This window comes from Georgenia deserti (genome assembly GCF_042680605.1).
In the GTDB taxonomy this organism is placed as follows: Bacteria; Actinomycetota; Actinomycetes; order Actinomycetales; family Actinomycetaceae; genus Allobogoriella; species Allobogoriella deserti.
In genome coordinates this window covers 246,477-268,573 of record NZ_JBHUEE010000007.1, presented here as the reverse complement: position 1 = coordinate 268,573, position 22,097 = coordinate 246,477, and the positions used below count along the sequence as shown (strand labels likewise).

Genomic DNA, 22,097 nt, shown 5'->3' with positions numbered 1-22,097 from the left:
GGCCGCGGAGAACAACCCCAGCGTGACCGCTTCCAGGCGCCGGCGGGCCTGCTCGGCCGCATCGATCGCCTCGAGGATCTCCGCCGAGGCCAGGCCGTGGGCATCGACCTCGGCCAGGGCGGCCAGCTGCTCGGTGATCACCGCGAACCGCTGTGCCACCGACAACCCCGCCCCCGCCTCAGTGCCGGTGCCAGTGCCGATATCGGTCTCGGTCTCGGTCTCGTGGGGAGGCTCGATCGTCGTCGTCATCGACCCTCTCCCTTCCCTCAGGCGATGACCCCAACCAGCCGGCGATGCCGCCCCCGGCAGTCAGGCCGTGCGCCTCGGTGCGTGTGCCATTGATCTACCCCCACAGTATCGAACACGCGTACGACACGTCGAGGTTTTCCGCGACATTCCGCCAAATCTGTGGACACCGCGGCAACTCAACCCACCTGTGGAAACCCCGGCAACTCGACCCGAGGGGCAACTGGCGCCCGTCCGGAGGGGGTAACGCAGACCCGATCGGAGGGCGTCAGGTCTGACTGGAGGGAAGGGTCCGACCCGACGTGAAGAACCGGCGCGAGGTGAGCGCGACGTAGACGAGCCCGACGAGCACCGGCACCTCGATGAGCGGTCCGACAACCCCGGCCAGTGCTTGTCCCGAGGTCACACCGAAGGTGCCGATCGCGACGGCGATGGCGAGCTCGAAGTTGTTGCCCGCCGCGGTGAACGCGAGCGTCGTCGTCCGCGGGTACCCCAAGCCGAGCAGTCGGCCGGCCAGCATGCCGATGCCGAACGTGAGGAGGAAGTAGATGACCAGGGGCGCGGCGATGCGCGCAACGTCCCACGGACGTGCCGCGATCTGCTCGCCCTGCAACGCGAACAGCACCACGATCGTAAACAGCAGGCCGTAGAGCGCCCAGGGCCCGACCTTCGGCAGGAAGCGCTCCTCGTACCAGGCACGACCGCGCGTGCGCTCACCGATGGTGCGGCTGAGGAAACCCGCGACCAGGGGGATCCCGAGGAAGACCAGGACACTGACCATGATGGCCCCGATCGAGAACTCCGCACTCGTCGTCGCCAGGCCCAGCCAGCTCGGCAGGATCTGAAGGTAGAACCATCCCAACGCCGCGAATGCCAGGACCTGGAACACGGAGTTCAGGGCGACCAGCACAGCGGCCGCCTCGCGGTCACCGCAGGCGAGGTCGTTCCAGATCAGCACCATGGCGATGCAGCGGGCCAGGCCGACGATGATCAAGCCGGTGCGGTACTCCGGCAGATCGGCCAGCAGCAGCCACGCCAGGGCGAACATCAGTGCGGGACCCACCACCCAGTTCAGCACCAGTGAGGTGACGATGAGCCGGCGGTCGCCGATCACCGTGCCGGTCTCGTCGTAGCGGACCTTGGCCAGGACCGGATACATCATGACGAGCAGTCCGGCGGCGATGGGCAACGACACCGACCCAACCGAGACCGTGTCCAGCCACCCCGCGAGCTGCGGCAGGAAACGGCCTAAAGCGAGTCCAGCGGCCATGGCTGCGACGATCCAGAGGGGCAGGAGGCGGTCCAGGGTGGACAGGCGGGCGGCGACGGCCGTCTCGGGCGGGGTGGTGGCCGTGGTGGGCACGCGTAGGAACCTCTCGTGGGTCGGCGTCACGTGATCGTCTCGCGGGGCGGCTCGGCACGCGGTTCACCGTGCAGTGCCGCGGCGGTGCGCGGAAGGACCGGAGCAGGCTCAGCCGCCGGCGCGCCCATGCTGTAGACCGGTCGGCACGCCGATGAGCGCGGGCTCGGCCGGTCCGCAGCAGCCGCCACCGGCTCCGGCCGGCTCGGCCGACTCGGCCGGCTCGGCCGACTCGGCCACGACCGGCAGACCGTCCTCATCCGTCGCGGGCGCCGCCGTCGAGCACACGCCGGTCTCCGGAAGATCCAGGGGCACCGCCCCGGCGCCACGGGTGTCACCGGCCAGGTGCGCCGCGATCGAACGGACCTGTTCATACCCGGTGGCGAGCAGGAACGTCGGCGCCCGGCCGTAGGACTTCATCCCGGCGATGAAGAAGCCCTCCTCCGGGTGCGCCAGGACGTCGGTGCCGTGTGCGGGCACGGTGCCGCAGGAGTGGAACTCCGGGTCGATCAGCGGTGCCAGCTTGCTCGGCGCCTCGACTCCGGGGTCGAGATCGAGCCGAAGCTCGCGCAGCATGCCCAACTCCGGGCGGAAGCCGGTGGCGCCCGCAACCGCGTCGACCACCAGTCGCTGCCGCCCGTCCGGCGAGTCGAGGACGACGGCGACCTGCCCCTCGTCGGCAGGTGCCAGTGCCTGCACGGTCGCCGACGTTCGCAGTTCGACCAGCCCGGCCTCGACCGCCCGCCTGAGCCGTGAGCCGAGCTGGCCGCGGGCCGGCAGTCCGTCCGCGTCCTGCCCGCCGTAGGTCCGTTCGGGTGAGGCGCCACGGATCGCCCAGGTGATGCGGGTCTCCGGCGCGTCCCGGCGTAACTCGACGAGATTGAGCAGCGTGTTCGTGGCGCTGTGCCCGGCACCGACCACCAGGACGTGCCGATCCGCGACGCGTTCCCGATCCTGGCCGAGCACGTCGGGCAGCGCGGCGAGCAGAGCGGAGGCGACCTCGGGCGAGTCCTCCCCGACCGCCGGCAGGCCGGAGGCGCCGAGAGGGTTCGGCGTGGACCAGGTGCCCGAGGCGTCGATGACGGCCCGGGCCCGGTGATCCACCACCGCCCCGTCGGTCACGGTCCGCACGAGGAACGGCCGGCCGTCCCGTTCGCGCTGGTGCGTCTTGTCCCGCCCCTCACGCGCGACGGCGACGACGCGGCTGCCCGTCCGGATCCGGTCCCGCAGCGTGGGCGTGGCGGCGAGCGGCTCGAGGTACTCGGTGGCGAGGTCCCCGCCGGTGGGCAGCCGGGTTGGCCGCGGCTCGGTCCACCCGGTCGGTTCCAGGAGCCTCCGCGCGGCGTCGTCGATGTTGTACCGCCACGGCGAGAACAGGCGGATGTGCGCCCAGTCCCGCACGGCCGCGCCCACCTCGGACCCTGCCTCCAGCACGAGTGGTTCCAGACCGCGTTCCAGGAGATGGGCGGCGGCGGCGAGTCCCGCCGGTCCGGCACCGATGACAACGACGGGCAGTTCCTCGGACACATCGACCTCCTGGCGAGCTATAGATCGACAAACGTCGATTGGCTGGGTCGTCGTCACTCTGCCCGGAGGTATCGAAGATTGTCAATCGGTGCGGCATACTCGTTCCCATGAGTGCGACACTGCCCACTCGGGAGACCACCGGCCCCGGCTCCGGTGTGAGCACTGGCGCCGGCTGCTGCGTCCCGCTCGTGCGGACCCCGCTCGCCGAGGCCGACGCCGAGCGTCTGGCCGCGGGCTTCAAAGCCGTGGCCGACCCCACTCGGCTTCGGCTGCTGTCTCTCATCGCTGGGCACGACGGCGCCGAAGCGTGTGTCTGCGACCTCACCGAACCCGTCGGCCTGTCCCAGCCCACGGTCTCGCACCACCTCAAGATCCTCGTCGACGCCGGCCTGCTCACGCGGGAGAAGCGCGGGCGGTGGGCCTACTACGCCGTGGTCCCCGACGCGCTCGAGGAACTCGGGTCCGTGCTCGTTCGCCCGGTGGGCGAGTGAACCCGCCTCGCGAGTGACTCAGAACCCTCCCGGTGTCGCCGTCGCGGTGCGCGGCCGCAGTCCCGGCGGGGCCGGGAACGGCAAGCGGTAGACCGTCACCGCGGCGTTCACGTCGCCGAAGTCCTCGGTCTGGACGGTCACCGCGTCCGGGCTGACGCTGGCGATCCGGACCGGCACGACGCGCCCGCCGTCGAGCTCGAGCTCCCACGGCTCGGCGAGCCAGCGCAGCCCGCGCTCCTCGAGCGCCTCCTCTGCGCCGAGCCAGTCGCGCGGCGTCGGGTCCTCCCGCCCGAGCAGGTCGACGACCACGAAGTCCTCGCCTGCCGGGCGGATCCACCCCACGCGCTCGCCGTCCTCCCGGCGGTGCTCGATCCAGTCCTCCATGGGCAGGAACGCTACGGGGCCGGCCGGCGCCGTCGTCAGCTGATTTTCGCGACCGGCCGGCCGTGCGGCCGGCTCCGGACGTGCCGATGACGACACGGGGCGGCGCGAGACCGTCGTGGACGACTAGGTTTGTCCGGGTGAGCACGCACTTCGATGTCCTGGTCCTCGGCGCCGGCCCCGGAGGGTACGTCGCCGCCATTCGCGCCGCCCAGCTCGGCAAGTCCGTGGCTGTGGTCGAGGAGAAGTACTGGGGCGGTGTCTGCCTCAACGTCGGGTGCATCCCGTCCAAGGCACTGCTCCGCAACGCCGAGCTGGCCCACGTCCTCAACACCGAGAAGGACAAGTTCGGCATCACCGGGGACGCGACCATGGAGTACGCCCCCACCCACAAGCGCAGCCGTCAGGTCTCCGAGGGCATCGTCAAGGGTGTCCACTTCCTGATGAAGAAGAACAAGATCACCGAGATCAACGGCTGGGGCACCCTCACCGGCGCGACGTCGATCGACGTGGCCGGCGAGGACGGGTCCACCAGCTCCTACACCTTCGACAACCTCATCCTCGCCACCGGTGCCACGGTCCGCACCGTGCCCGGCGTCGAGCTGAGCGATAACGTCGTCACCTACGAGGAGCAGATCCTCACCGACGAGCTGCCGAGTTCCATCGTCATCGGCGGCTCCGGCGCCATCGGCGTCGAGTTTGCCTACGTGATGGCCAACTTCGGCGTGGACGTCACCATCGTCGAGTTCCTCGACCGGATGGTGCCCACCGAGGACGCCGCCATCTCCAAGGAGCTCGCCAAGCACTTCAAGAAGCTCGGTGTGAAGGTCATGACCGGTACCGCCGTCAAGGGCGTCGAGGACACCGGTTCCGGGGTGCGGGTCACCGTCGCACCGGCCGCCGGGGGAGACGAACAGGTGCTCGAGGCCGACAAGATGCTCGCCGCGTTCGGCTTCGCGCCGCGGGTGCAGGGCTACGGCCTGGAGGCCGCCGGCGTCGAGCTGACCGAGCGCGGCGCCATCGCCGTGGACGAGCGCGGCCGTACCAACGTCGACGGCGTCTACGCGATCGGTGACTGCACCGGCAAGCTCATGCTCGCCCACGTGGCCGAGGCGATGGGCGTCGTCGCCGCCGAGACCATCGCGGACGCGGAGACCATGCCGGTCGACTTCGACATGATCCCGCGCGCCACCTACTGCCAGCCGCAGATCGCCTCGTTCGGCTACAGCGAGGAGCAGGCCAAAGAGAAAGGGTACGACGTCAAGACGGCGCAGTTCCCGTTCTCCGCGAACGGCAAGGCCATGGGTCTGGGTGACGCCGTCGGGTTCGTCAAGGTCGTGGCGGACGCCAAGTACAACGAGATCCTCGGCGCCCACATGATCGGCCCGGACGTCACCGAACTGCTGCCGGCCCTTACGCTCGCGCAGAAGTGGGACCTCACGGCCGATGAGGTGGCCCGCAACGTCTTCGCCCACCCGACCTTGTCCGAGGCGGTCAAGGAGGCCGTCGAGGGCATCGCCGGGCACATGATCAACCTCTGACCGTGCTGGACGAGGCGCTGCTCGACGGGCGCACCACCGTCAGCGACCGGGCCATCGACCGTCTGAAGATGGCCCACGACGCCTCGCACTACCTGCTCGTCCCGGAGCTGGTGCTCACCCCGACCAGTGCCGAGGAGGTCGCCGGCGCGTTCCGCGCGGCCCGCGCCGCGCGGCGGCCGGTGACCTTCCGGTCCGGTGGGACGAGCCTGTCCGGGCAGGCGATCAGCGACAGCGTCCTCGTCGACACCCGCCGTCACTTCCGCCGGATCGAGGCCGACGACCGCGGAGCCCAGGTCACGGCGGAGCCGGGCGCCACGGTCCGTCAGGTCAACACCAGACTGGCGCGCCACGGCCGCAAGCTCGGCCCCGACCCGGCTAGCGAGATCGCCTGCACTGTCGGCGGCGTCGTCAACAACAACTCCTCCGGGATGGCCTGCGGCACGCACCACAACACCTACCGCACGCTGGTCTCGATGCGGCTGGTGCTGCCCAGCGGCACCGTGCTGGACACCGGGGCGCCCGACGCCGACGCCGTCCTGCGGGAGAAGGAGCCGGCGCTGCATGACGGACTGCTCGCCCTGCGGGAGCGGCTGCTCGCCTCCGAGGAGTCCGTCGCCGAGATCCGCCGCCAGTTCGCCATGAAGAACACCATGGGTTACGGCATCAACGCCCTGATCGACTTCGACCGGCCGGCCGACATCCTTGCCCACCTGGTCGTCGGCAGCGAAGGGACGCTCGCCTTCGTCGCCGAGGCCACATTCGAGACGGTCGAGGTCCTGCCGCAGGCGGCCACCGGTCTGCTCGTCTTCGCCGACCTGGCCGCCGCCACCGCGGCGCTGCCGGCACTCGTCGAGGCCGGGCTCGCCACCGTCGAGCTCCTCGACGCCGCCTCTCTCCGTGTCGCCCAGACGGGCACGACCGTCCCCGCCGAGATCGCCGCGGTCGACGTCGACCGGCACGCCGCCCTTCTGGTCGAGGTCCAGGCGGCGAGCTCGGACGAGCTCGCCGCGTCCACCTCGCGCTGTGGCGACCTGTTCGCGAGCCTCCCGCTGACCGCGCCCGCGGAGCTGACGACCGACCCGGACCGGCGCGCCGCTCTGTGGCACGTACGCAAGGGGCTCTACGCCGCCGTCGCCGGCGCCCGCCCCTCCGGCACCACCGCCCTCCTCGAGGACGTGGTCGTGCCGGTCGACCGACTCGGGGAGACCTGCGCTCGGCTCGCCGAGCTGTTCGCGGCACACGAGTACGCCGACTCGGTGATCTTCGGCCACGCCAAGGACGGCAACATCCACTTCCTGCTCAGCGAGCGATTCGACGACCCGGCCTGCGTCGAGCGGTACGTGCGCTTCACTGCCGACCTGGTCGACCTCATCCTCGGCCAGGGCGGCTCGCTCAAGGCCGAGCACGGCACCGGCCGCATCATGGCACCGTTCGTGCAGCGACAGTACGGTGACGAGCTCTACGCCGTCATGGCAGAGATCAAGCGGCTCGTCGACCCGGACGGTCTGCTCAACCCGGGCGTCGTGCTCAGCGACGACCCGGATAGCTACCTGCGTCACCTCAAGAGCGTGCCCACCGTCGAACCCGAGGTCGACCGGTGCGTCGAGTGCGGTTACTGCGAACCGGTCTGCCCGAGCAAGGACCTCACCACCACCCCGCGGCAACGGATCGTGCTGCGGCGCGAGCTCGCCGCCGCGGAGGCGTCCGGGGACCCGCGCCAGGTGCAGTTGGCCGCCGAACTACGCCGCGACTACGACTACGACGGCGTCCAGACCTGCGCCGTCGACGGCATGTGTGCCACCGCGTGCCCGGTGGACATCAACACCGGTGATCTCGTGCGCCGACTGCGCGCCGAGCAGGCCGGGCCCGGGCTGCAGGCGGCGTGGTCGCTGGCCGCGGACCACTGGGCCGCGACCGCCCGCGCGGGCGGCGCCGCCCTGACGACGGCGGACAAGCTCCCTACCGCGGCGGTCACCGCCGCGACGCACACCGCGCGGCGCGCTCTGGGGACCGACGTCGTCCCCCGGTACGACAGTGCGTTGCCGCCGGGTGGCCGCGCCCGGCCGAGGACCACGCCGCGCCGGCCGGGCAGCGCCCGGGAAACGAGCGTCCGGCCCCCACCGGACGACGCGGTCCTGTTCGCCGCGTGCCTCGGCACCCTGTTTGCGCCCGAGCGGACCGGGACGGACCCCGGTGCGGACCGCGGGATCGGCGCGACAGCCGCACTCATGCGCCTGGCTCGTCGCGCCGGCGTCGAGCTGACGATCCCGGACGGGCTCGACGACCTCTGCTGCGGCACGCCCTGGAAGTCCAAGGGCTACATCGCCGGCTACCGCACCATGAGCGAGCGGGTGCTGCCGATCCTGCACGCGGCCTCCGACGGCGGCCGGCTCCCCGTCGTCGCCGACGCCGCCTCGTGCACCGAGGGCCTGCGGACCATGCAGGACGTCATCAGCACCGTCAGCACGGCCGGCGCCGCCGGCAACGCGAGCACCGTCGCCGAGGCGCCCGGCCTGACCATCGTGGACGCCGTCGTTTTCGCCCGCGACCTGCTGCCACGCCTGACCGTCACCGCTCGCCTCGGCTCGATCGCCCTGCATCCGACCTGCTCGACCACTGCCCTCGGCGCGGGTGACGCCCTGCGGGACGTGGCCGCCGCCGTCGCCGAGGAGGTGTACGTCCCGGAGAACTGGGGCTGCTGCGCCTACGCCGGTGACCGCGGCATGCTCCATCCGGAGCTGACGGCCTCCGCGACGGCCGCCGAGGCCGCCGAGATCGGCAGCCGTCCGTTCGACGCCTACGCATCGGCGAACCGCACCTGCGAACTGGGGATGACGACGGCGACCGGCCGGCCCTACCGGCACATCCTCGAACTCCTCGAAGAGGCCACCCGCGCATGACCCGGCGCTGAGCCGGGCTCAGAAGTCGAAGAGGTCACCCAGGAACGAGCCGCGCCGCCGCCGGTGGTGGTGCGGGTAGCCGTACCGGCCGTACTCGTCCGGTGATCCTGCCGAGGCGGACGAGCCGAACCGACGACGCCGGGGATAGGCGAGGCCTTCGCGCCGGTAGCCCGGCTCGTACACCGGCGGCGGGCCGTAGGCGGGATCCGGCTGCGGCGGGTAGTGCGGCGTGGCCGGTGCCGGGCCGGGCGCCGGACCCGCCGGGCCACCCGGGCCACCCGGGCCACCTGAGGCCGGGCCGGTCGCCGCGCGCGCTCCGGCGTCGGATGCGGCGCCCAGCTCGTCGAGCGAGCGTTCGATGATCTTGTCCAGCTCGCCGCGGTCGAGCCACACGCCGCGACAGCTCGGGCAGTAGTCGACCTCGATGCCCTTGCGTTCGGACATCACGAGCGTGGTCTGGTCGTTCGGGCACTGCATGGCCAATCCCTTCCTCGTCCTGAGTGACGTACCGGCCCGCGGACGAGTTCCAGCCGCCCGTCAGCTCAGCCCATGCTGCCAGTGTGACCTCGCCCACCGCGGGCCACGCGGTGCGCGCCGGGTGACGCACAATGGAACCGGACCAACCCTCAAGGAGGTTCCCGTGTCCCGATCCACCCGACGCCGCGGTCCGATCGCGGCAGGCGCCGCCGGCCTCGCGCTGCTGCTCGGTGCCTGCTCCGGTCCGCTGAGTGACGAGGTCGGTCGATCGGCCGACGAGGCACGCGACGCCGTCGAGGACGCCCGCGAGCAGCTCGAGGGCGTCGCCGACAACGATGCCGTGGGTGCGGCGGTCGACCGGGCGAACGAGGCGATCGACGCCGCGCGGGAGGCTGCCCGCTCCGACGCCACCCAGGCCGAGGTCGAGCGCGCCCGCGACGCACTGGACGACGCCCGCGGCCGGCTCTCGGACGCAGCCGAGGCCGCCGACGGACCCGCCCGTGAGGCACTGGACGCCCTGAACCGCGAGATCTCCGAGCTGACGGATGAGCTCGGGTCCGCAGGCTGACCACCCACCGCCGGAAGGAACCGGAGACGCCATGGCACTGCCCCAGGACGAGAACCCGAAGTTCGCCGCCTACGCCCACCCGGAACGCCTGGTCAGCACCGCCTGGCTCGCCGAGCACCTCGGTGCCGAGGACCTCGCGGTCGTGGAGTCCGACGAGGACGTGCTGCTCTACGACACCGGGCACATCCCCGGCGCCGTGAAGGTCGACTGGCACACCGAGCTCAACGACCCCGTCACCCGCGACTACGTCGACGGCGCGGGCTTCGCCGCGCTGATGTCGGCCAAGGGCATCTCGCGGGCGACCACCGTGGTCATCTACGGCGACAAGAACAACTGGTGGGCCGCCTACGCGCTCTGGGTCTTCACCCTCTTCGGTCACCCGGACGTGCGGCTGCTCGACGGCGGCCGCGCCGCCTGGCAGGCAGAGGGACGCGAGATGACCACCGAGGTGCCCGCCCCGCAGCCCACCGACTACCCCGTGGTCGAGCGCCAGGACGCCGGGATCCGCGCCTTCAAGGAGGACGTGCTCTCCTTCCTCGGCGGCCAGCTCGTCGACGTCCGCTCTCCGCAGGAGTACACCGGCGAGCGCACCCACATGCCGGACTACCCGCAGGAGGGCAGCCTGCGCGGTGGCCACATCCCCGGTGCCGCCTCGGTGCCCTGGGCCCGCGCCGCGAACGAGGACGGCACCTTCAAGGACCGGGCCGAGCTGGAGGCGATCTACCTCGAGGAGCAGGGCCTGGAGCCCTCCGACCCGGTCATCGCCTACTGCCGCATCGGCGAGCGGTCCAGCCACACGTGGTTCGTTCTCCAGCACCTCCTCGGCTTCGGCGACGTGAAGAACTACGACGGATCGTGGACCGAGTGGGGCAACGCCGTGCGCGTACCGATCGCGGTCGGTGAGGAGCGCGGTGAGGTCCCGGCGCGATGACCGCCGCGACCACGGAGGGCCTGCCTGAGGGGTTCGCCGCGATCGTCGAGGACTTCAACGCGGTGCCCGAACCGGAGCGTCTGCAGATGCTGCTCGACTTCAGCCGTGGCCTGCCGGCCCTGCCGGAGCGCTATGCCGAGCACCCGGAGCTGCTCGAGCCGGTGCCGGAGTGCCAGTCCCCGATCTTCGTCGTCGCCGAGGTCACCGGGACCGGGCAGGACGCGCGCGTGGACCTGTTCTTCTCGGCCCCCGAGGAGGCGCCGACCACCCGCGGCTTCGCCGGCATCCTGCACGACGGGCTTGACGGCCTGACCGCCGGTGAGGTGCTCGCCGTGCCCGCCGACGTCTCCGACCGGCTGGGCCTGTCCCGCGCGGTCAGCCCACTGCGGTTGCGCGGCATGGCCGGCATGCTCGGCCGGATCAAGCGCCAGGTCCAGGAGAAGTCCGCCGCCTGAGCTCCCGCCGCCGTGGGAAGGCGTAACGGTCCAGATCCGCGGCGGCGACCACCCGGGTCGCGCCGGCCCGGGCCTGCGCCTGCTCCCGGAGCGGTGCGACGTCGGCGTACCTCGAGGAGAAGTGCGTGAGCACCAGGAGGCCGGCGCCGGCCTCGCTGGCCAGCGCGCCCGCCTGCCCGGCGGTCAGGTGCCCGTACTCGGCGGCCAGGCCGGCCTCCTCGTCCGCGAACGTCGACTCCATGACGACGACGTCCGTCCCCTCAGCTAGCCGGCGCGCGCCGTCGCACACGGCCGTGTCCATGACGAGGGCGAAGGACTGGCCCCTGCGCGGCACACTGACATCGGCCAGTCGCACCCCGCCGACCTGACCCTCACGCTGCAGCCGTCCGACGTCCAGGCCGGTGATACCCGCGGCGGTGAGCAGGTCCGGCAGCAGGGTGCGCCCGTCCGGCTCACGCACCCGATACCCGTACGTCTCCACTCGGTGCCGCAGCGGCGCCACCTCCAGGCCGTCGGCGACGTCGCCCGCACCGCCGTGCGGGTGCCACCGCAGATCCGGACCGGCCCCGGCCAGGCCGGTCAGGGCGCGTACCGTCTCCTCGCCCGACGCCGGATAGTGCAGGTGGACCGGGTGCGTCACCTGGTCCACCGCCATGCGGGCGAGGACGCCGGGCAGTCCGAAGCAGTGATCCCCGTGCACGTGCGTGAGGCAGATCCGCGTGACCTGCGAGGAGGCCACGCCGGCGTGGATCATCTGACGCTGCGTGCCCTCGCCGGGATCGAACAGCAGACCGTCGCCGTCCCAGCGCAGGAAGTAGCCGTTGTGATTCCGGGCGCGGGTGGGCACCTGCGAGGACGTGCCGAGGACGACGAGCTCACGCATGGCCACAGTCTGCCCCCGACGCCCCGCACGCTCGCGTACGGCCCCGTCCGTTACCGCGGCCGGAGTGTTTGCGCAGTTCACGGCGTTGTCACATCCGTCTGGTACACACACGCACGTGACCGAGACAACTCTGCCGGGCGACGGCGCTGCCGGCGTCCTGCGCATCCTGCACCTGTCGGACACGCATTTCCTCGCGGAGGGCCGGCACAACGGCGTCGTGGACACGCTCGCGGCCACCGAACGGGTTCTCGACGCGTGCCAGGAACTCGCCCCGCCACATCTCGTCGTCGTCTCCGGCGACGTCTCCGACGACGGGACGCCGCAGTCCTACGAACTCGCTCGCAGCGTCATCGGGTCCTGGGCCGACGAGGCGGGCGCCGCCGTCGTCATGTCCATGGGCAACCACGACTACCGGCCGTCGTTCCGGGCGGTGCTCGGTACCGGCCACCTCGCCGCGCACCAGCCGGAGCACGAGGCCGATCCGCAGGCGCCGATCGACGCCGTGAGCTGGGTCGGCGGGCTGCGCGTGGTCACGCTGGACACCTCCGTGCCGGGAGCCGGCCGCGGTGAGCTCGACGACGAGCAGCTCACCTGGCTGGCTGGCGTGCTGGCGGATCCGGCGCCGCGCGGCACGGTCGTGGTGCTGCACCACTCGCCGCTGCCACCGGCCACCCGGCTGCATGAGGCGCTGCGGCTGAGGCGGCCGGAGAGCCTGCTCCAGGTGGTCAGCGGCACCGACGTGCGGGTCATGCTCTCGGGGCACTATCACCACGCGGTCAGTGGTGTCCTCGGTGGTGTGCTCGCCGTCGTCACGCCGGGTGTGGCCAACCGGACGGAGACCCTCGTGCGCTATGGCACCGAACGAGCCGTTCGCGGCAGTGCCGCGACCCTGCTCGAACTGGGGCCGGCCGGGGACGTGGTGGCCACGCCGCAGGTGGTCACTCACGCGCAGGATGGCGAGCCGGTCGTCCATCTGGACGAGGCGACGGTCGAGGGGTACCACCGGCGGGAGGGCACCCGGGCCCCGACCACCGCGTGATCAAGCGCGGGGCGGATCAGCCCTCGCTGGGGTCGACCGCCCCGGCCTGCTCCAGCCATGCCAGCGGTTCGGTGGTCTCCTCGCCCCCGAGATGGATCTCGAAGTGCAGGTGGGGGCCGGTGGAGTAGCCGTTGTTGCCGACGGCGGCGATGACGTCGCCGGCCTCGACCTGCTGCCCCTCGGTGACGTGGACGTCCTGGCTGTACATGTGCACGTACCAGCTCTCCACGACGGCGCCGTCGATCTCGTGCTCGACGATGACCAGCTCGCTGGAGCGGCCGTCGATCCCCGGGCCGGCGTGGGTGACGACGCCGTCGGCGACCGCGTGGATCGGGGTGCCCAGCGGCGCCGAGAAGTCGGTGCCGGTGTGCATCGCGCTTGCCCCGCTGATCGGATCGGTCCGCGGCCCGTACTGCGAGGTGTTGCGGTAGGAGCCAGCCGCGAGCGGCATGACGACCTCGGGCTCGTCCTGCGCTGCCGCGGCGACGCCGTTCGCCCCCTCGGTGGTCTCGGACTGGCGCCCGCCGGCGCGCATGGTGGCGATCGTCTGGGCGCGGAGCTGCGAGACCGGGTCGGCCACGAGCGAGCGAGGTGTGCTGACCTCTGCGTCGGCGGCCTCGAGGGTCCGGAGCACGCTTGGGGTGGGCTGAACGTGTGTGGTGCCGGCCGGGGCGGCGTTGTCCTCGGCCGCGGCAAAGCCGGCGGTCGCGACGGTCAGCGCGGTCAGAAGCGCGCCCCGGGTGAGCAGGGATCGCATGCGCGGCCGGCGGTGCGGCCGGGGCGAGGCACAGTGCTTTCCGGTCATCTGGGCCTTCCGAGGTCGGGGACGGCCCGGACGGGAGGGACGTGCGGACGGACACACCGGGCCTGCGGAGCGGTCACGCTAGACACGCGGAAGGACGCCACGCCATGACGTGCGTCACGACGTGCGCGGTCTCACATGGTGGGCCGTCGGGGAGCGGCCGGGGCGGGTCAGCCCGGTTCGCCGCGCCGTTTGCGGCGGATGACGACGACGAGATCGGCGGCGGCCGTCACCGCGAGCAGCGCGGGAAGGGCGATCATCCACCACGGGGCGTCGACCCGCCAGGCCCAGAGCGCGAGCAGGATCCCGGCGACGAGACCGACGTCGGCGAGGATGAGCCGCAGGGTCAGGGCACTACGTGCCGGCGGTGCCCCGCCGACGCCGCTGGTCGGGTCGTGGTGGTCCGGCAGGCCGCGCCGGTAGCGCTCCTGGTCCGGATCCTCACCCTGACTCGTCACGGCATCGACGCTAGCGACGCCCTCCGCCGCTCGCATGGCGAGTCGGCGAAGGGCGTCGTCGGGATGGCGGGCTCGGGTGTCAGCTCGCCTGTCGGCGTCGGACGGTGACGAGAGTGACGGCGCCGGCCGAGATCAGCAGCACCGCCGCCGCGGTGAGCACCAGCGCCGGCCCCGCGCCGGTCTCGGGCAGTCGCGAGATCGGTTCGTCGGCCCCGTTCTGCGTGCCCTCGTCCCCAGTGCTGTCCTCCTGGGTGCCGTCGTCCGTGCCGGACCCGCCGTCGCCGCCGGCGCCGCCGTCCGCGCCGTCATCGGGCGTCTCGTCTCCGGCCGGCGGGGTCGGCTCGTCCGTGTGCTCGTCGGTCGGGTCGTCCGTCGGGTCCTCTCCGGGCTCCTCGGGAAGCGGCGAGGTCGTCAGCTCCCAGTTCTCGACGAAGAACTCCGCCGGGTCGATCACGCCGCGGTCGCTGGCCCAGTCGATGAGCAGCTGCCGGATCTCGAGCAGTTCGTCGTAGACCACCGGCGCCTCCGCGACGTGCGGGAAGGCGCCGCCGCCGGACTGGCGGTAGTTGTTGACCGCGAGCACGAACTCGTCGTCGTCGGCCACCGGGGTCCCGTCCGGGTGCTGCAGGCGCACGATCCGCTCGCCCGCGGGCCTGGAGACGTCGATGACGTAGTCGAGCCCGGACAGCGCGTCGTAGTTGTAGTCCGGGACGCCCTCGGGCCGGTCGTCGTAGACCGCGTTGGTGCCGGTCTCGGGGTCGAACTCGGCGCCCTGCTCGGCCTGGGTGAAGTACCGGGCGGAGTACTCGAGGTAGTCGCGGATCTCCGCGCCGGTCATCTGCACGCCGCGCAGCGTGTTCTCGTAGATGTACAGGCCGGCGATGTCGCGGATGGTGACCTCTCCCTCGGGGAAGACCGCCGTGCGGGAGAACGGCGAGGCCTGCGAGATGACGGGCAGGTCGGCGTACTCCGTGCCGGCCAGTGCGTCCTCCACCGTGGTCTGCTGCACGTGGTTGATGAAGTCGATGATCGGGGTGTCCTCGTACCGGGAGGTCTCGGCGGCCAGCTCCTCCACCGACTCGGCCACGGGCGTGTTGACGTACTCGACCGTCGTCTCGTGCTCGGTGGCGAGTGCCTCGACAAGGGCCGGGTCGTCGGCGACCTCGCTGCCGTAGTGCGGGACGGCGGTCGGTGCCTGATCGGTCCAGTCGACCTCGAAGCCGCCCTCGCCGTCGGGCACCAGGGTCAGCGACGTCTCGGTGACGCTGTTGGCCCAGTAGTTCGGCTGGGTGATGAGCACCTGCTCACCGTCGACGTTCTCCACCAGTGTCTGCGGCAGGTCCTGATGGCTGTGCCCCGCGACCAGCACGTCGATCCCGGGCACCATGCGGGCGATGTTGCCGGCTACGTCCTCGTCGAGACGGGCCGGGTCGTAGTTCGCGTCCTCGATCGTGCCCTGACCGGTGTGCGCGAGCACGACCACGACGTCGGCCTGTTCCTCGACCTCGGGAACCCACTGCTCGGCGGCGGTGACCATGTCCTGGAACTCCAGGACGCCCTCGACGTGCTGCTTGTCCCAGATGCGCACGCCGGGCGTGACCAGGCCGAGCACGCCCACGGTCACCGTCTCGCCGTCGATCTCGCGCTCGATGAGGGTGTACGGGTCGTGGTACGGCTCGCCGGTCTCGACGTCGACGACGTTGGCGCCGAGGAGGGGAAGGTCGAGGTCCTCCTCGTAGGTGGCGAGCATGTCCAGGCCGTAGTTGTACTCGTGGTTCCCGACCACCTGAGCGTCGTAGCCGATGGTGTTGAACGCCCGGGCCATGGGGTGGGTGACGGTGCCGTCGAGCACGTCGGCCGCGCCCGGGCCCATGCCGAAGTAGTACGACAACGGGGTGCCCTGGATGGCGTCACCGTTGTCCACGACGACGACGGACTCCTCGCCCTCGCGCTCGCGGACGTCACCGACGATGCTCGAGACGCGCGTCAAGCCCTGCGCGTCCTCCCCCTCGTACTCGGCGCCGCCGAAGTAGTCCCAGTTGTAGATGTGGCCGTGCGTGTCGGTCGTCGCCAGCAGCGTGAGGTCGAGCTGGTCCGGCGGCGCCGTCGCGGCTGCTGCGGCCGGCGCCAGCGTGGCGGCCAGTCCCGTAGCGAGGACGGCGGTGGTCAGGCGTTTGAGCATGGCTCTCCCGTGTCGATGGCGAGTGGGCTGCGGGGAGCCTAGAAGGCCCATGTGTCGCGCAGGTGACGAACCGGCGAAGCACACCCTCCTCAGCCAGTCGTCAATGGTGTGCCGACTGGTCAACGATGTGCCGACTTGTCAACGATGTGCCGACTTGTCAACGATGTGCCGACTTGTCAACGATGTGCCGACTTGTCACCTCTCGACGTCGAGATATGACCAGTCGGCACAAGGATGACGACTCGGCACAAAGATGACGACTCGGCACGGGGCGGGTCAGCTGGCTGCGCCGCGGCCGGCGCGACGCCCGGAGAAGAGGCAGCCGCCGAGGAACGTGCCCTCGAGCGAGGCGTAGCCGTGCATCCCACCGCCCCCGAAGCCGGCGACCTCGCCGGCCGCGAACAGCCCGGGCAGCGGTTCGCCGTCCGGCCGGAGGACCTGACCGTCCAGATCGGTCTCCAGACCACCGAGCGTCTTGCGGGTCAACGTCCGCAGGCGGATCGCGATGAGCGGGCCCGCGGCCGGGTCCAGCAACCGGTGCGGCGGCGCGACACGGATGAGCTTGTCGCCGAGGTAGTTCCGTGCCCCTCGCAGGGCGGTGATCTGCGGGTCCTTGGAGAACGCGTTCGCCATCTCGCGGTCGCGTGCGAGCACCTCACCCTCGACCTGGGCGAACTCCACGGGTGCGTGCGGGGTGAGCGCATTCATCCCCTCGACCAACTCGGCCAGGGTGTCCGCGACGACGAAGTCCTCGCCGTCGTCGAGGAAACGCCGGACCGGACCCGGTGCGCCGGGGCGGAGCCGTTGTGAGAGCAGCCGCAGGTCCTTGCCGGTCAGGTCCGGGTTCTGTTCGCTGCCGGACAGAGCGAGCTCCTTCTCCGCGATCCGCTGGGTGAGGACGAACCAGGAGTGGCTGTGGGCGCCGACCGTCCCGGTGCTGTCGCCTTCATGTCCCGTCTGCGCCCGTCGCAGGTGGCGGAGCGTGCCGAGGGTGTCGAAGCCGGGGTAGTTCGGCGCCGGCAGGCGCCGCCCGGCCGCGTCGAGCCACAACGACGACGGCCCCGGCAGGATCCGGATCCCGTGGCCCGGCCACACGGGGGAATGGTTCGCGATGCCCTCGGTGTAGTGCCACATCCGGTCGCGGTTGATCAGGCTCGCGCCCGCTGCTTCTACCGCCGTCAGCACCGAACCGTCGACGTAGGCGGGTACTCCGGTGAGCATGTCCTCCGGCGGCCGGCCGAGTCGGTCAGGCCAGTACTCACGGACCAGGCCGTGGTTGCCGCCGATGCCGCCCGAGGTGAGGACGACGGCACCGGCGCGCAGCTCGAAGTCCCCGGTCACCTCGCGCGAGGACGCGACGCCGCGCGGGGTGTCGGAGGGCGTGAGGACAGAGCCGCCGACCCCGTCGACGACGCCGTCGGTCACCAGGAGCCGATCGACGCGGTGGCGCATCGCCAGCCGTACGAGCCCCTGGTCCACGGCGGCGCGCACCCGCCGCACGAACGGCTCGAGCAGTGCCGGTCCGGTGCCCCAGACGATGTGGAACCGCGGCACGGAGTTGCCGGGCCCGCTCGCGCCCTGGCCACCGCGCTCGGCCCACCCGACCACCGGGAAGAACCGGACTCCGAGCCGATCCAGCCAGGCGCGCTTTTCCTCGGCGGCGAACTCGACGTAGGCACGCGCCCACCGCCGCGGCCAGGTGTCCTCGCGCTCGCGGTCGAACCCGGCGGTGCCGAGCCAGTCCTGCCATGCGAGGTCCAGCGAGTCGCGCACTCGTAGCCGGTGTTGCTCGGGAGAGTCGACGAGGAACAGACCACCGAAGGACCACCACGCCTGTCCGCCGAGGTTCGCGAGGTTCTCCTGGTCGAGCAGGACCACTCGCCGTCCGGCGTCGGCGAGCTCGGCGGTGGCCACCAGACCCGCGAGTCCGGTCCCGACCACGATGACGTCGGCGTCATGTCTGGGCATGCCGTGATCCTGCCAGGCCGCGGCCGAAGCAGGGCTGATGACAGCCCCGGGGGCATGGCTCCGTCGTCAGGTAGCTCCCCGGGACGTTGACAGAGGCGCGCGGTACCGTGCGAGTGGCGGACCGGCCTGCGGTGCGCCGAAATCCCAGCGATGAGAGAGGTCATGCGCCCGGTCACCGTCCCGCACACGTCACACTGGGGCAGTTTCGAGGCCCAGGTGGTCCACGACGCCGTCGTCGGCCTCATCCCGGACGAGCACGATCCCGAACCGACCCCGGTGCTGCGCGGCGTGGCCGACGCGCTCGAGGCGGACGTGCGGGTGCGCCGACCGGCCGTACGGGAGAGCTGGCTCGCCGGGGCTGTGGACGGAGGGGAGCGCCGGCCGGAACGCCGTGGCGGTGAGCCGTTCGTCGAGGTGAGCTGGGAGCGCGCCCTGGACCTCGTGGCCGGCGAACTGCAGCGGGTGCGGGAGCAGCACGGCAACGCCGCGATCTTCGGCGGGTCCTACGGGTGGTCCAGCGCGGGGCGCTTCCACCACGCCAAGACGCAGCTGCACCGGTTCCTCACCTGCTTCGGCGGTTTCACCGACCAGATCAGCAACTACAGCTTCGGAGCCGCCGCTGCGATCCTTCCGCACGTGCTCGGTACCGCCAGCGCCGCCTCGGGTGAGCTCACGAGCTGGGATGTCCTTGCCGAGCACACCGAGCTGTTCGTCCTCTTCGGCGGCATCCCGCTCAAGAACGCCCAGGTCGAGTCCGGCGGCCTCAGCCGGCACAGCACCCGCGGATGGCTGAAGACCCTCAAGACCCGCGGCACACGGTTCGTCGCCGTCACGCCACAGCGCGACGACGCCCCGGAGTTCCTGGGCGCCGAGTGGATCGCGCCCCGGCCGAACACCGACACGGCGATCATGCTCGGTCTCGCGCACACCCTGTTCGCCGAGGGCCTCTATGACGAGGACTTCCTCCAGCGGTACTGCACCGGCTGGGACCGCTTCCGCCGCTACCTGACCGGTGAGGACGACGGCGTCGCCAAGACGGCTGCCTGGGCAGGTGCCATCGCCGACGTCGACCCCGCCGTCATCCGGTCCCTCGCCCGCGAGATGGCTGTCCACCGCACGATGATCTCGGTGTCCTGGTCCCTGCAGCGTGCCGACCACGGCGAGCAGCCGTACTGGGCGGCCATCGCACTCGCCGCGCTGCTCGGCCAGATCGGCCTGCCCGGCGGTGGTTTCGGGTTCGCGTACGGCGCCACCGGCACCAAGGGCAACGCGCGCTATCCGTTCCCGGCGCCCGTGCTCCCCGTGGGGACCAACCCCGTCACCGGGGCGATCCCGGCCGCGCGGATCGTCGACATGCTGGTCAGCCCGGGCGCGGACTACGAGTTCAACGGCGAGACCCGCACCTACCCGGACACCAGGCTCGTCTACTGGGCCGGCGGCAACCCGTTCCATCACCACCAGGACCTCAACCGGCTGATCCGCGCCTGGCAACGTCCGGAGACCGTCGTCGTGCACGAGGCGTTCTGGACGGCCACGGCCCGGCATGCCGACATCGTGCTCCCCGCCACGACGACGCTGGAACGCCACGACATCGGCGCCGCCTCACACGACGGCCGGATCGTCGCGATGAAGCAGGCGGTGCCACCCCGCGGCGAGGCGCGCAACGACGTCGACATCTTCACCGGGCTCGCCGAGCGACTCGGCATCGCGGCCGAGTACACGCAAGGCCGCGACGAGATGGACTGGATCCGGCACCTGTACGAGACCACCCGCGCGAGCGCGGCCGAGCACGGCTACCACCTGCCGGAGTTCGAGCGGTTCTGGGCCGACGGCTCGGTCGAGGTCCCCACGGGCAGCCACGTGCTGCTCGGCGCCTTCCGCGACGACCCGGAGGCGAACCGGCTCGTGACACCGTCCGGGAGGATCGAGCTCTTCTCCGAGACCATCGACGCCTTCGGCTACGACGACTGCCCGGGCCACCCGGCGTGGCTGGAGCCGAGCGAATGGCTCGGCGGAGCCAGTGCCGAACGATTCGGCCTCCACCTGCTCTCCAACCAGCCCAGCGCCCGGTTGCACAGCCAGCTCGACATGGCCGCCGCCAGCCGGGACACCAAGATCGCCGGCCGCGAGCCCTGCCGCCTCAACCCCGCCGACGCCGCCGCACGCGGCATCCGCGACGGCGACGTCGTCCGGATCTACAACGACCGCGGCAGCTGCCTGGCCGGTGCGGTACTCAGTGACGCGCTCCGCCGTGGCGTCATCCATCTCCCCACGGGCGCCTGGTACCAACCTGCGGCACCGAGCGGACGCGGCGAGCCGCACGCGCTCGAGATCCACGGCAACCCGAACGTGCTCACCCGCGACGCCGGCACCTCCCGCCTCGGTCAGGGCGCGGCGGCCCAGACCGCACTCGTGGAGGTCGAACGGTACGCACAGCCGGCCCCGGAGGTATCCGTCACCTCCGAGCCGCCGAACCTGACCGAGGACGGCGCCGGCGTCGAGACGCGGTAGCGAAGCCGTCACCACCTGGTCGGCGACGGAAGGAGCAGCACGCGGCATCGCCTCGCACCACTGCCGGACGCGCTGCTTGCGTGCTGGATCAGGGCAGACTCGGTGGTTCGGACGCGCTCAGTAGTTCGGTGCGCCTGCTTCGAGCGAACGCCACGTGTCCAGGTCGACCACGCCGTCCCAGCGACCGAGGTATGGGTGGCGCGCCTGCCAGTGCTTGACGGCGGACTCCGTCCGAGGGCCAAAGACACCGTCGATGGCGAGGTCATACCCGATGTCGTTCAGGACGCACTGGAGATACTGCACAGGCTCACCCCGGTTGCCGTAGGCCAACGTGTAGTGCGAGCTCGAGATCGCACCGCAGATGTAGGCGGCAGGTGCGGGTGAGGCGGTGGCGACGGCGCCGCTGACGGCAAGCGCCGAGGCTGCGGCGAGCGTCGCGCCCCAGCGTAGGAGTGTCTTCCGGGGCATCTGTGCGTCCTCCGTGCGTCGTGCGGTGTCGAATTCGGTGGCGATCCCTGCCATCCCGAAGGGACGCTATCCCGGCCCGGTGCCGATTCTTTGGCCGTTGAGGAACTTCTGCGTGAGGCGGTAGGCGCCGCGCACGAGCACGGAGCTCGCCGAGCAGCTACTCCTCCCGCGGTGGCGGACGGTAGAGGCTCAGGTCCACCGGCTGCTGCCGCGCCGGCAGTGCGGGACGCGCCGGGTCGGAGTCGCCCTCGCCGAGACCGACCGGCGACTCCTCGGCTCCGCTGTCGGGTGGCGGACCGGTGGTCTCCTCGCCGGCCGGAGGTGCCGGGGCCTCGTGCGCCGCGGCGCGGTGACGGTAGACGTCGAACAGACAGATGGTGACCATGACACCGAGTAGTGCCACAGGTGCCCTGCTCCCGGCGGTAGCGAGGTACCACCACACGAGCGCCGGGTTGGGAAGAGCTTCGGGACCCGGCTGCAGGAACGCCGGTAACTCATCCCAGAAGGTCGGCACCGCCGTCGGCACGCCGATCGCGACGGTGGCGGTGAGCGCGGCCGTGAAGGCATAGCGGGGGAGACGGAAGTCCGCCTGGCGGCGCCGGCCGGGCAGCGGGAGGAAGACGGCCACGACGACCGCGGTGAGCAGGACGATGAGGAGCGTCGGGACCCAGGGAAGCGAGGTCTGCGCCCCGCTGGACCCGGCGGCTACCGCGTCCTCGACGACCTGGTTCCTGATGCGCTGGATCTCCATCTCGACCAGTCCGATCCCGAGGACGTACACCGGCGCCCCGAGTACGGCGGCCACGACGGCGATGACGCGCAGGACGAGCTGGCCCATGATCCTCCGGGGACGACGCCGTTGCGGCCTCACGGTACGCCGCAGCCGCTCGGGCCCGCAGGTATTCGCTC

General features: G+C 71.6%; 20 protein-coding genes. 8 read left to right on the top strand and 12 right to left on the bottom strand.

Annotation, left to right across the window (positions count from 1 at the left end; translation table 11 throughout):
* The 3 genes from ACFSE6_RS14265 to ACFSE6_RS14255 form a co-directional block, all read right to left on the bottom strand.
* Nucleotides 1–249, bottom strand: a 249-nt coding sequence (locus ACFSE6_RS14265; protein WP_388008423.1) for a hypothetical protein, incomplete at its 3' end; no start/stop codon positions are given.
* Between the two features lie 265 nt (nucleotides 250–514).
* Nucleotides 515–1,609 carry an ACR3 family arsenite efflux transporter gene (gene arsB, locus ACFSE6_RS14260; protein WP_388008420.1) on the bottom strand — a complete coding sequence of 365 codons (1,095 nt, stop codon included), beginning with the start codon at nucleotides 1,607–1,609 and terminating at the stop codon, nucleotides 515–517.
* 108 nt (nucleotides 1,610–1,717) lie between these two features.
* On the bottom strand, nucleotides 1,718–3,133 hold the full coding sequence (locus ACFSE6_RS14255; RefSeq protein WP_388008417.1) for an FAD-dependent oxidoreductase: 1,416 nt from the start codon (nucleotides 3,131–3,133) through the stop codon (nucleotides 1,718–1,720).
* 107 nt (nucleotides 3,134–3,240) lie between these two features.
* Here ACFSE6_RS14255 and ACFSE6_RS14250 point away from each other — a divergent pair, with 107 nt between their 5' ends.
* Nucleotides 3,241–3,624, top strand: coding sequence for an ArsR/SmtB family transcription factor (locus ACFSE6_RS14250; RefSeq protein WP_388008414.1), 384 nt, complete (start codon nucleotides 3,241–3,243; stop codon nucleotides 3,622–3,624).
* Between the two features lie 18 nt (nucleotides 3,625–3,642).
* On the opposite strand, the gene ACFSE6_RS14245 is transcribed toward ACFSE6_RS14250, so the two are convergent.
* Nucleotides 3,643–4,008, bottom strand: coding sequence for a hypothetical protein (locus ACFSE6_RS14245; RefSeq protein WP_388008411.1), 366 nt, complete (start codon nucleotides 4,006–4,008; stop codon nucleotides 3,643–3,645).
* 137 nt (nucleotides 4,009–4,145) lie between these two features.
* Here ACFSE6_RS14245 and lpdA point away from each other — a divergent pair, with 137 nt between their 5' ends.
* Nucleotides 4,146–5,546, top strand: coding sequence for a dihydrolipoyl dehydrogenase (gene lpdA, locus ACFSE6_RS14240; RefSeq protein ID WP_388008408.1), 1,401 nt, complete (start codon nucleotides 4,146–4,148; stop codon nucleotides 5,544–5,546).
* 2 nt (nucleotides 5,547–5,548) lie between these two features.
* Nucleotides 5,549–8,446, top strand: a complete 2,898-nt coding sequence (locus ACFSE6_RS14235; protein ID WP_465254159.1) for an FAD-binding and (Fe-S)-binding domain-containing protein — start codon at nucleotides 5,549–5,551, stop codon at nucleotides 8,444–8,446.
* A gap of 18 nt (nucleotides 8,447–8,464) precedes the next feature.
* On the opposite strand, the gene ACFSE6_RS14230 is transcribed toward ACFSE6_RS14235, so the two are convergent.
* Nucleotides 8,465–8,923, bottom strand: a complete 459-nt coding sequence (locus tag ACFSE6_RS14230; RefSeq protein WP_388008405.1) for a TFIIB-type zinc ribbon-containing protein — start codon at nucleotides 8,921–8,923, stop codon at nucleotides 8,465–8,467.
* A 163-nt stretch (nucleotides 8,924–9,086) separates the two neighbouring features.
* Here ACFSE6_RS14230 and ACFSE6_RS14225 point away from each other — a divergent pair, with 163 nt between their 5' ends.
* Genes ACFSE6_RS14225 through ACFSE6_RS14215 form a run of 3 tightly spaced genes read left to right on the top strand, consistent with a single transcriptional unit; the run spans nucleotide 9,087 to nucleotide 10,877 of the window.
* The gene (locus ACFSE6_RS14225; protein ID WP_388008402.1) at nucleotides 9,087–9,491 is read left to right on the top strand and encodes a hypothetical protein; all 405 of its coding nucleotides are present in this window, start codon (nucleotides 9,087–9,089) and stop codon (nucleotides 9,489–9,491) included.
* 31 nt (nucleotides 9,492–9,522) lie between these two features.
* Nucleotides 9,523–10,422, top strand: coding sequence for a sulfurtransferase (locus ACFSE6_RS14220; RefSeq protein ID WP_388008399.1), 900 nt, complete (start codon nucleotides 9,523–9,525; stop codon nucleotides 10,420–10,422).
* Nucleotides 10,419–10,877, top strand: a complete 459-nt coding sequence (locus ACFSE6_RS14215) for a SufE family protein (RefSeq protein ID WP_388008396.1) — start codon at nucleotides 10,419–10,421, stop codon at nucleotides 10,875–10,877. The genes ACFSE6_RS14220 and ACFSE6_RS14215 overlap by 4 nt, the downstream gene beginning before the upstream one ends.
* On the opposite strand, the gene ACFSE6_RS14210 is transcribed toward ACFSE6_RS14215, so the two are convergent.
* The gene (locus tag ACFSE6_RS14210) at nucleotides 10,843–11,760 is read right to left on the bottom strand and encodes a ribonuclease Z (protein WP_388008393.1); all 918 of its coding nucleotides are present in this window, start codon (nucleotides 11,758–11,760) and stop codon (nucleotides 10,843–10,845) included. The two genes, ACFSE6_RS14215 and ACFSE6_RS14210, sit on opposite strands and share 35 nt — an antisense overlap.
* Before the next feature lie 115 nt (nucleotides 11,761–11,875).
* Here ACFSE6_RS14210 and ACFSE6_RS14205 point away from each other — a divergent pair, with 115 nt between their 5' ends.
* Nucleotides 11,876–12,799 (top strand): metallophosphoesterase, encoded by a 924-nt coding sequence (locus ACFSE6_RS14205; RefSeq protein ID WP_388008390.1) that lies wholly within the window; start codon nucleotides 11,876–11,878, stop codon nucleotides 12,797–12,799.
* A 16-nt stretch (nucleotides 12,800–12,815) separates the two neighbouring features.
* On the opposite strand, the gene ACFSE6_RS14200 is transcribed toward ACFSE6_RS14205, so the two are convergent.
* The 4 genes from ACFSE6_RS14200 to ACFSE6_RS14185 all read right to left on the bottom strand — a co-directional run bounded on the left by ACFSE6_RS14200 (nucleotide 12,816) and on the right by ACFSE6_RS14185 (nucleotide 18,209).
* Nucleotides 12,816–13,556, bottom strand: a complete 741-nt coding sequence (locus tag ACFSE6_RS14200) for a M23 family metallopeptidase (protein WP_388008387.1) — start codon at nucleotides 13,554–13,556, stop codon at nucleotides 12,816–12,818.
* A gap of 215 nt (nucleotides 13,557–13,771) precedes the next feature.
* Nucleotides 13,772–14,059, bottom strand: a complete 288-nt coding sequence (locus ACFSE6_RS14195) for a DUF6343 family protein (protein ID WP_388008384.1) — start codon at nucleotides 14,057–14,059, stop codon at nucleotides 13,772–13,774.
* A 79-nt stretch (nucleotides 14,060–14,138) separates the two neighbouring features.
* Nucleotides 14,139–16,241: a bifunctional metallophosphatase/5'-nucleotidase gene (locus ACFSE6_RS14190; protein ID WP_388008381.1), complete on the bottom strand. Its 2,103-nt coding sequence runs from the start codon at nucleotides 16,239–16,241 to the stop codon at nucleotides 14,139–14,141.
* Nucleotides 16,242–16,517: 276 nt separating this feature from the next.
* Nucleotides 16,518–18,209, bottom strand: a complete 1,692-nt coding sequence (locus ACFSE6_RS14185; protein WP_388008378.1) for an FAD-binding dehydrogenase — start codon at nucleotides 18,207–18,209, stop codon at nucleotides 16,518–16,520.
* A gap of 162 nt (nucleotides 18,210–18,371) precedes the next feature.
* On the opposite strand from ACFSE6_RS14185, the gene ACFSE6_RS14180 reads away from it, so the two are divergent.
* Nucleotides 18,372–20,720, top strand: a complete 2,349-nt coding sequence (locus ACFSE6_RS14180; protein WP_388008375.1) for a molybdopterin-dependent oxidoreductase — start codon at nucleotides 18,372–18,374, stop codon at nucleotides 20,718–20,720.
* A gap of 117 nt (nucleotides 20,721–20,837) precedes the next feature.
* Here the strand turns inward: ACFSE6_RS14180 and ACFSE6_RS14175 are convergent, their stop codons facing one another.
* Both ACFSE6_RS14175 and ACFSE6_RS14170 read right to left on the bottom strand, forming a co-directional pair.
* Nucleotides 20,838–21,188: a peptidoglycan-binding domain-containing protein gene (locus ACFSE6_RS14175; protein ID WP_388008373.1), complete on the bottom strand. Its 351-nt coding sequence runs from the start codon at nucleotides 21,186–21,188 to the stop codon at nucleotides 20,838–20,840.
* Nucleotides 21,189–21,345: 157 nt separating this feature from the next.
* Nucleotides 21,346–22,026, bottom strand: a complete 681-nt coding sequence (locus ACFSE6_RS14170) for a hypothetical protein (RefSeq protein WP_388008370.1) — start codon at nucleotides 22,024–22,026, stop codon at nucleotides 21,346–21,348.
* Nucleotides 22,027–22,097 lie beyond the last annotated feature (71 nt).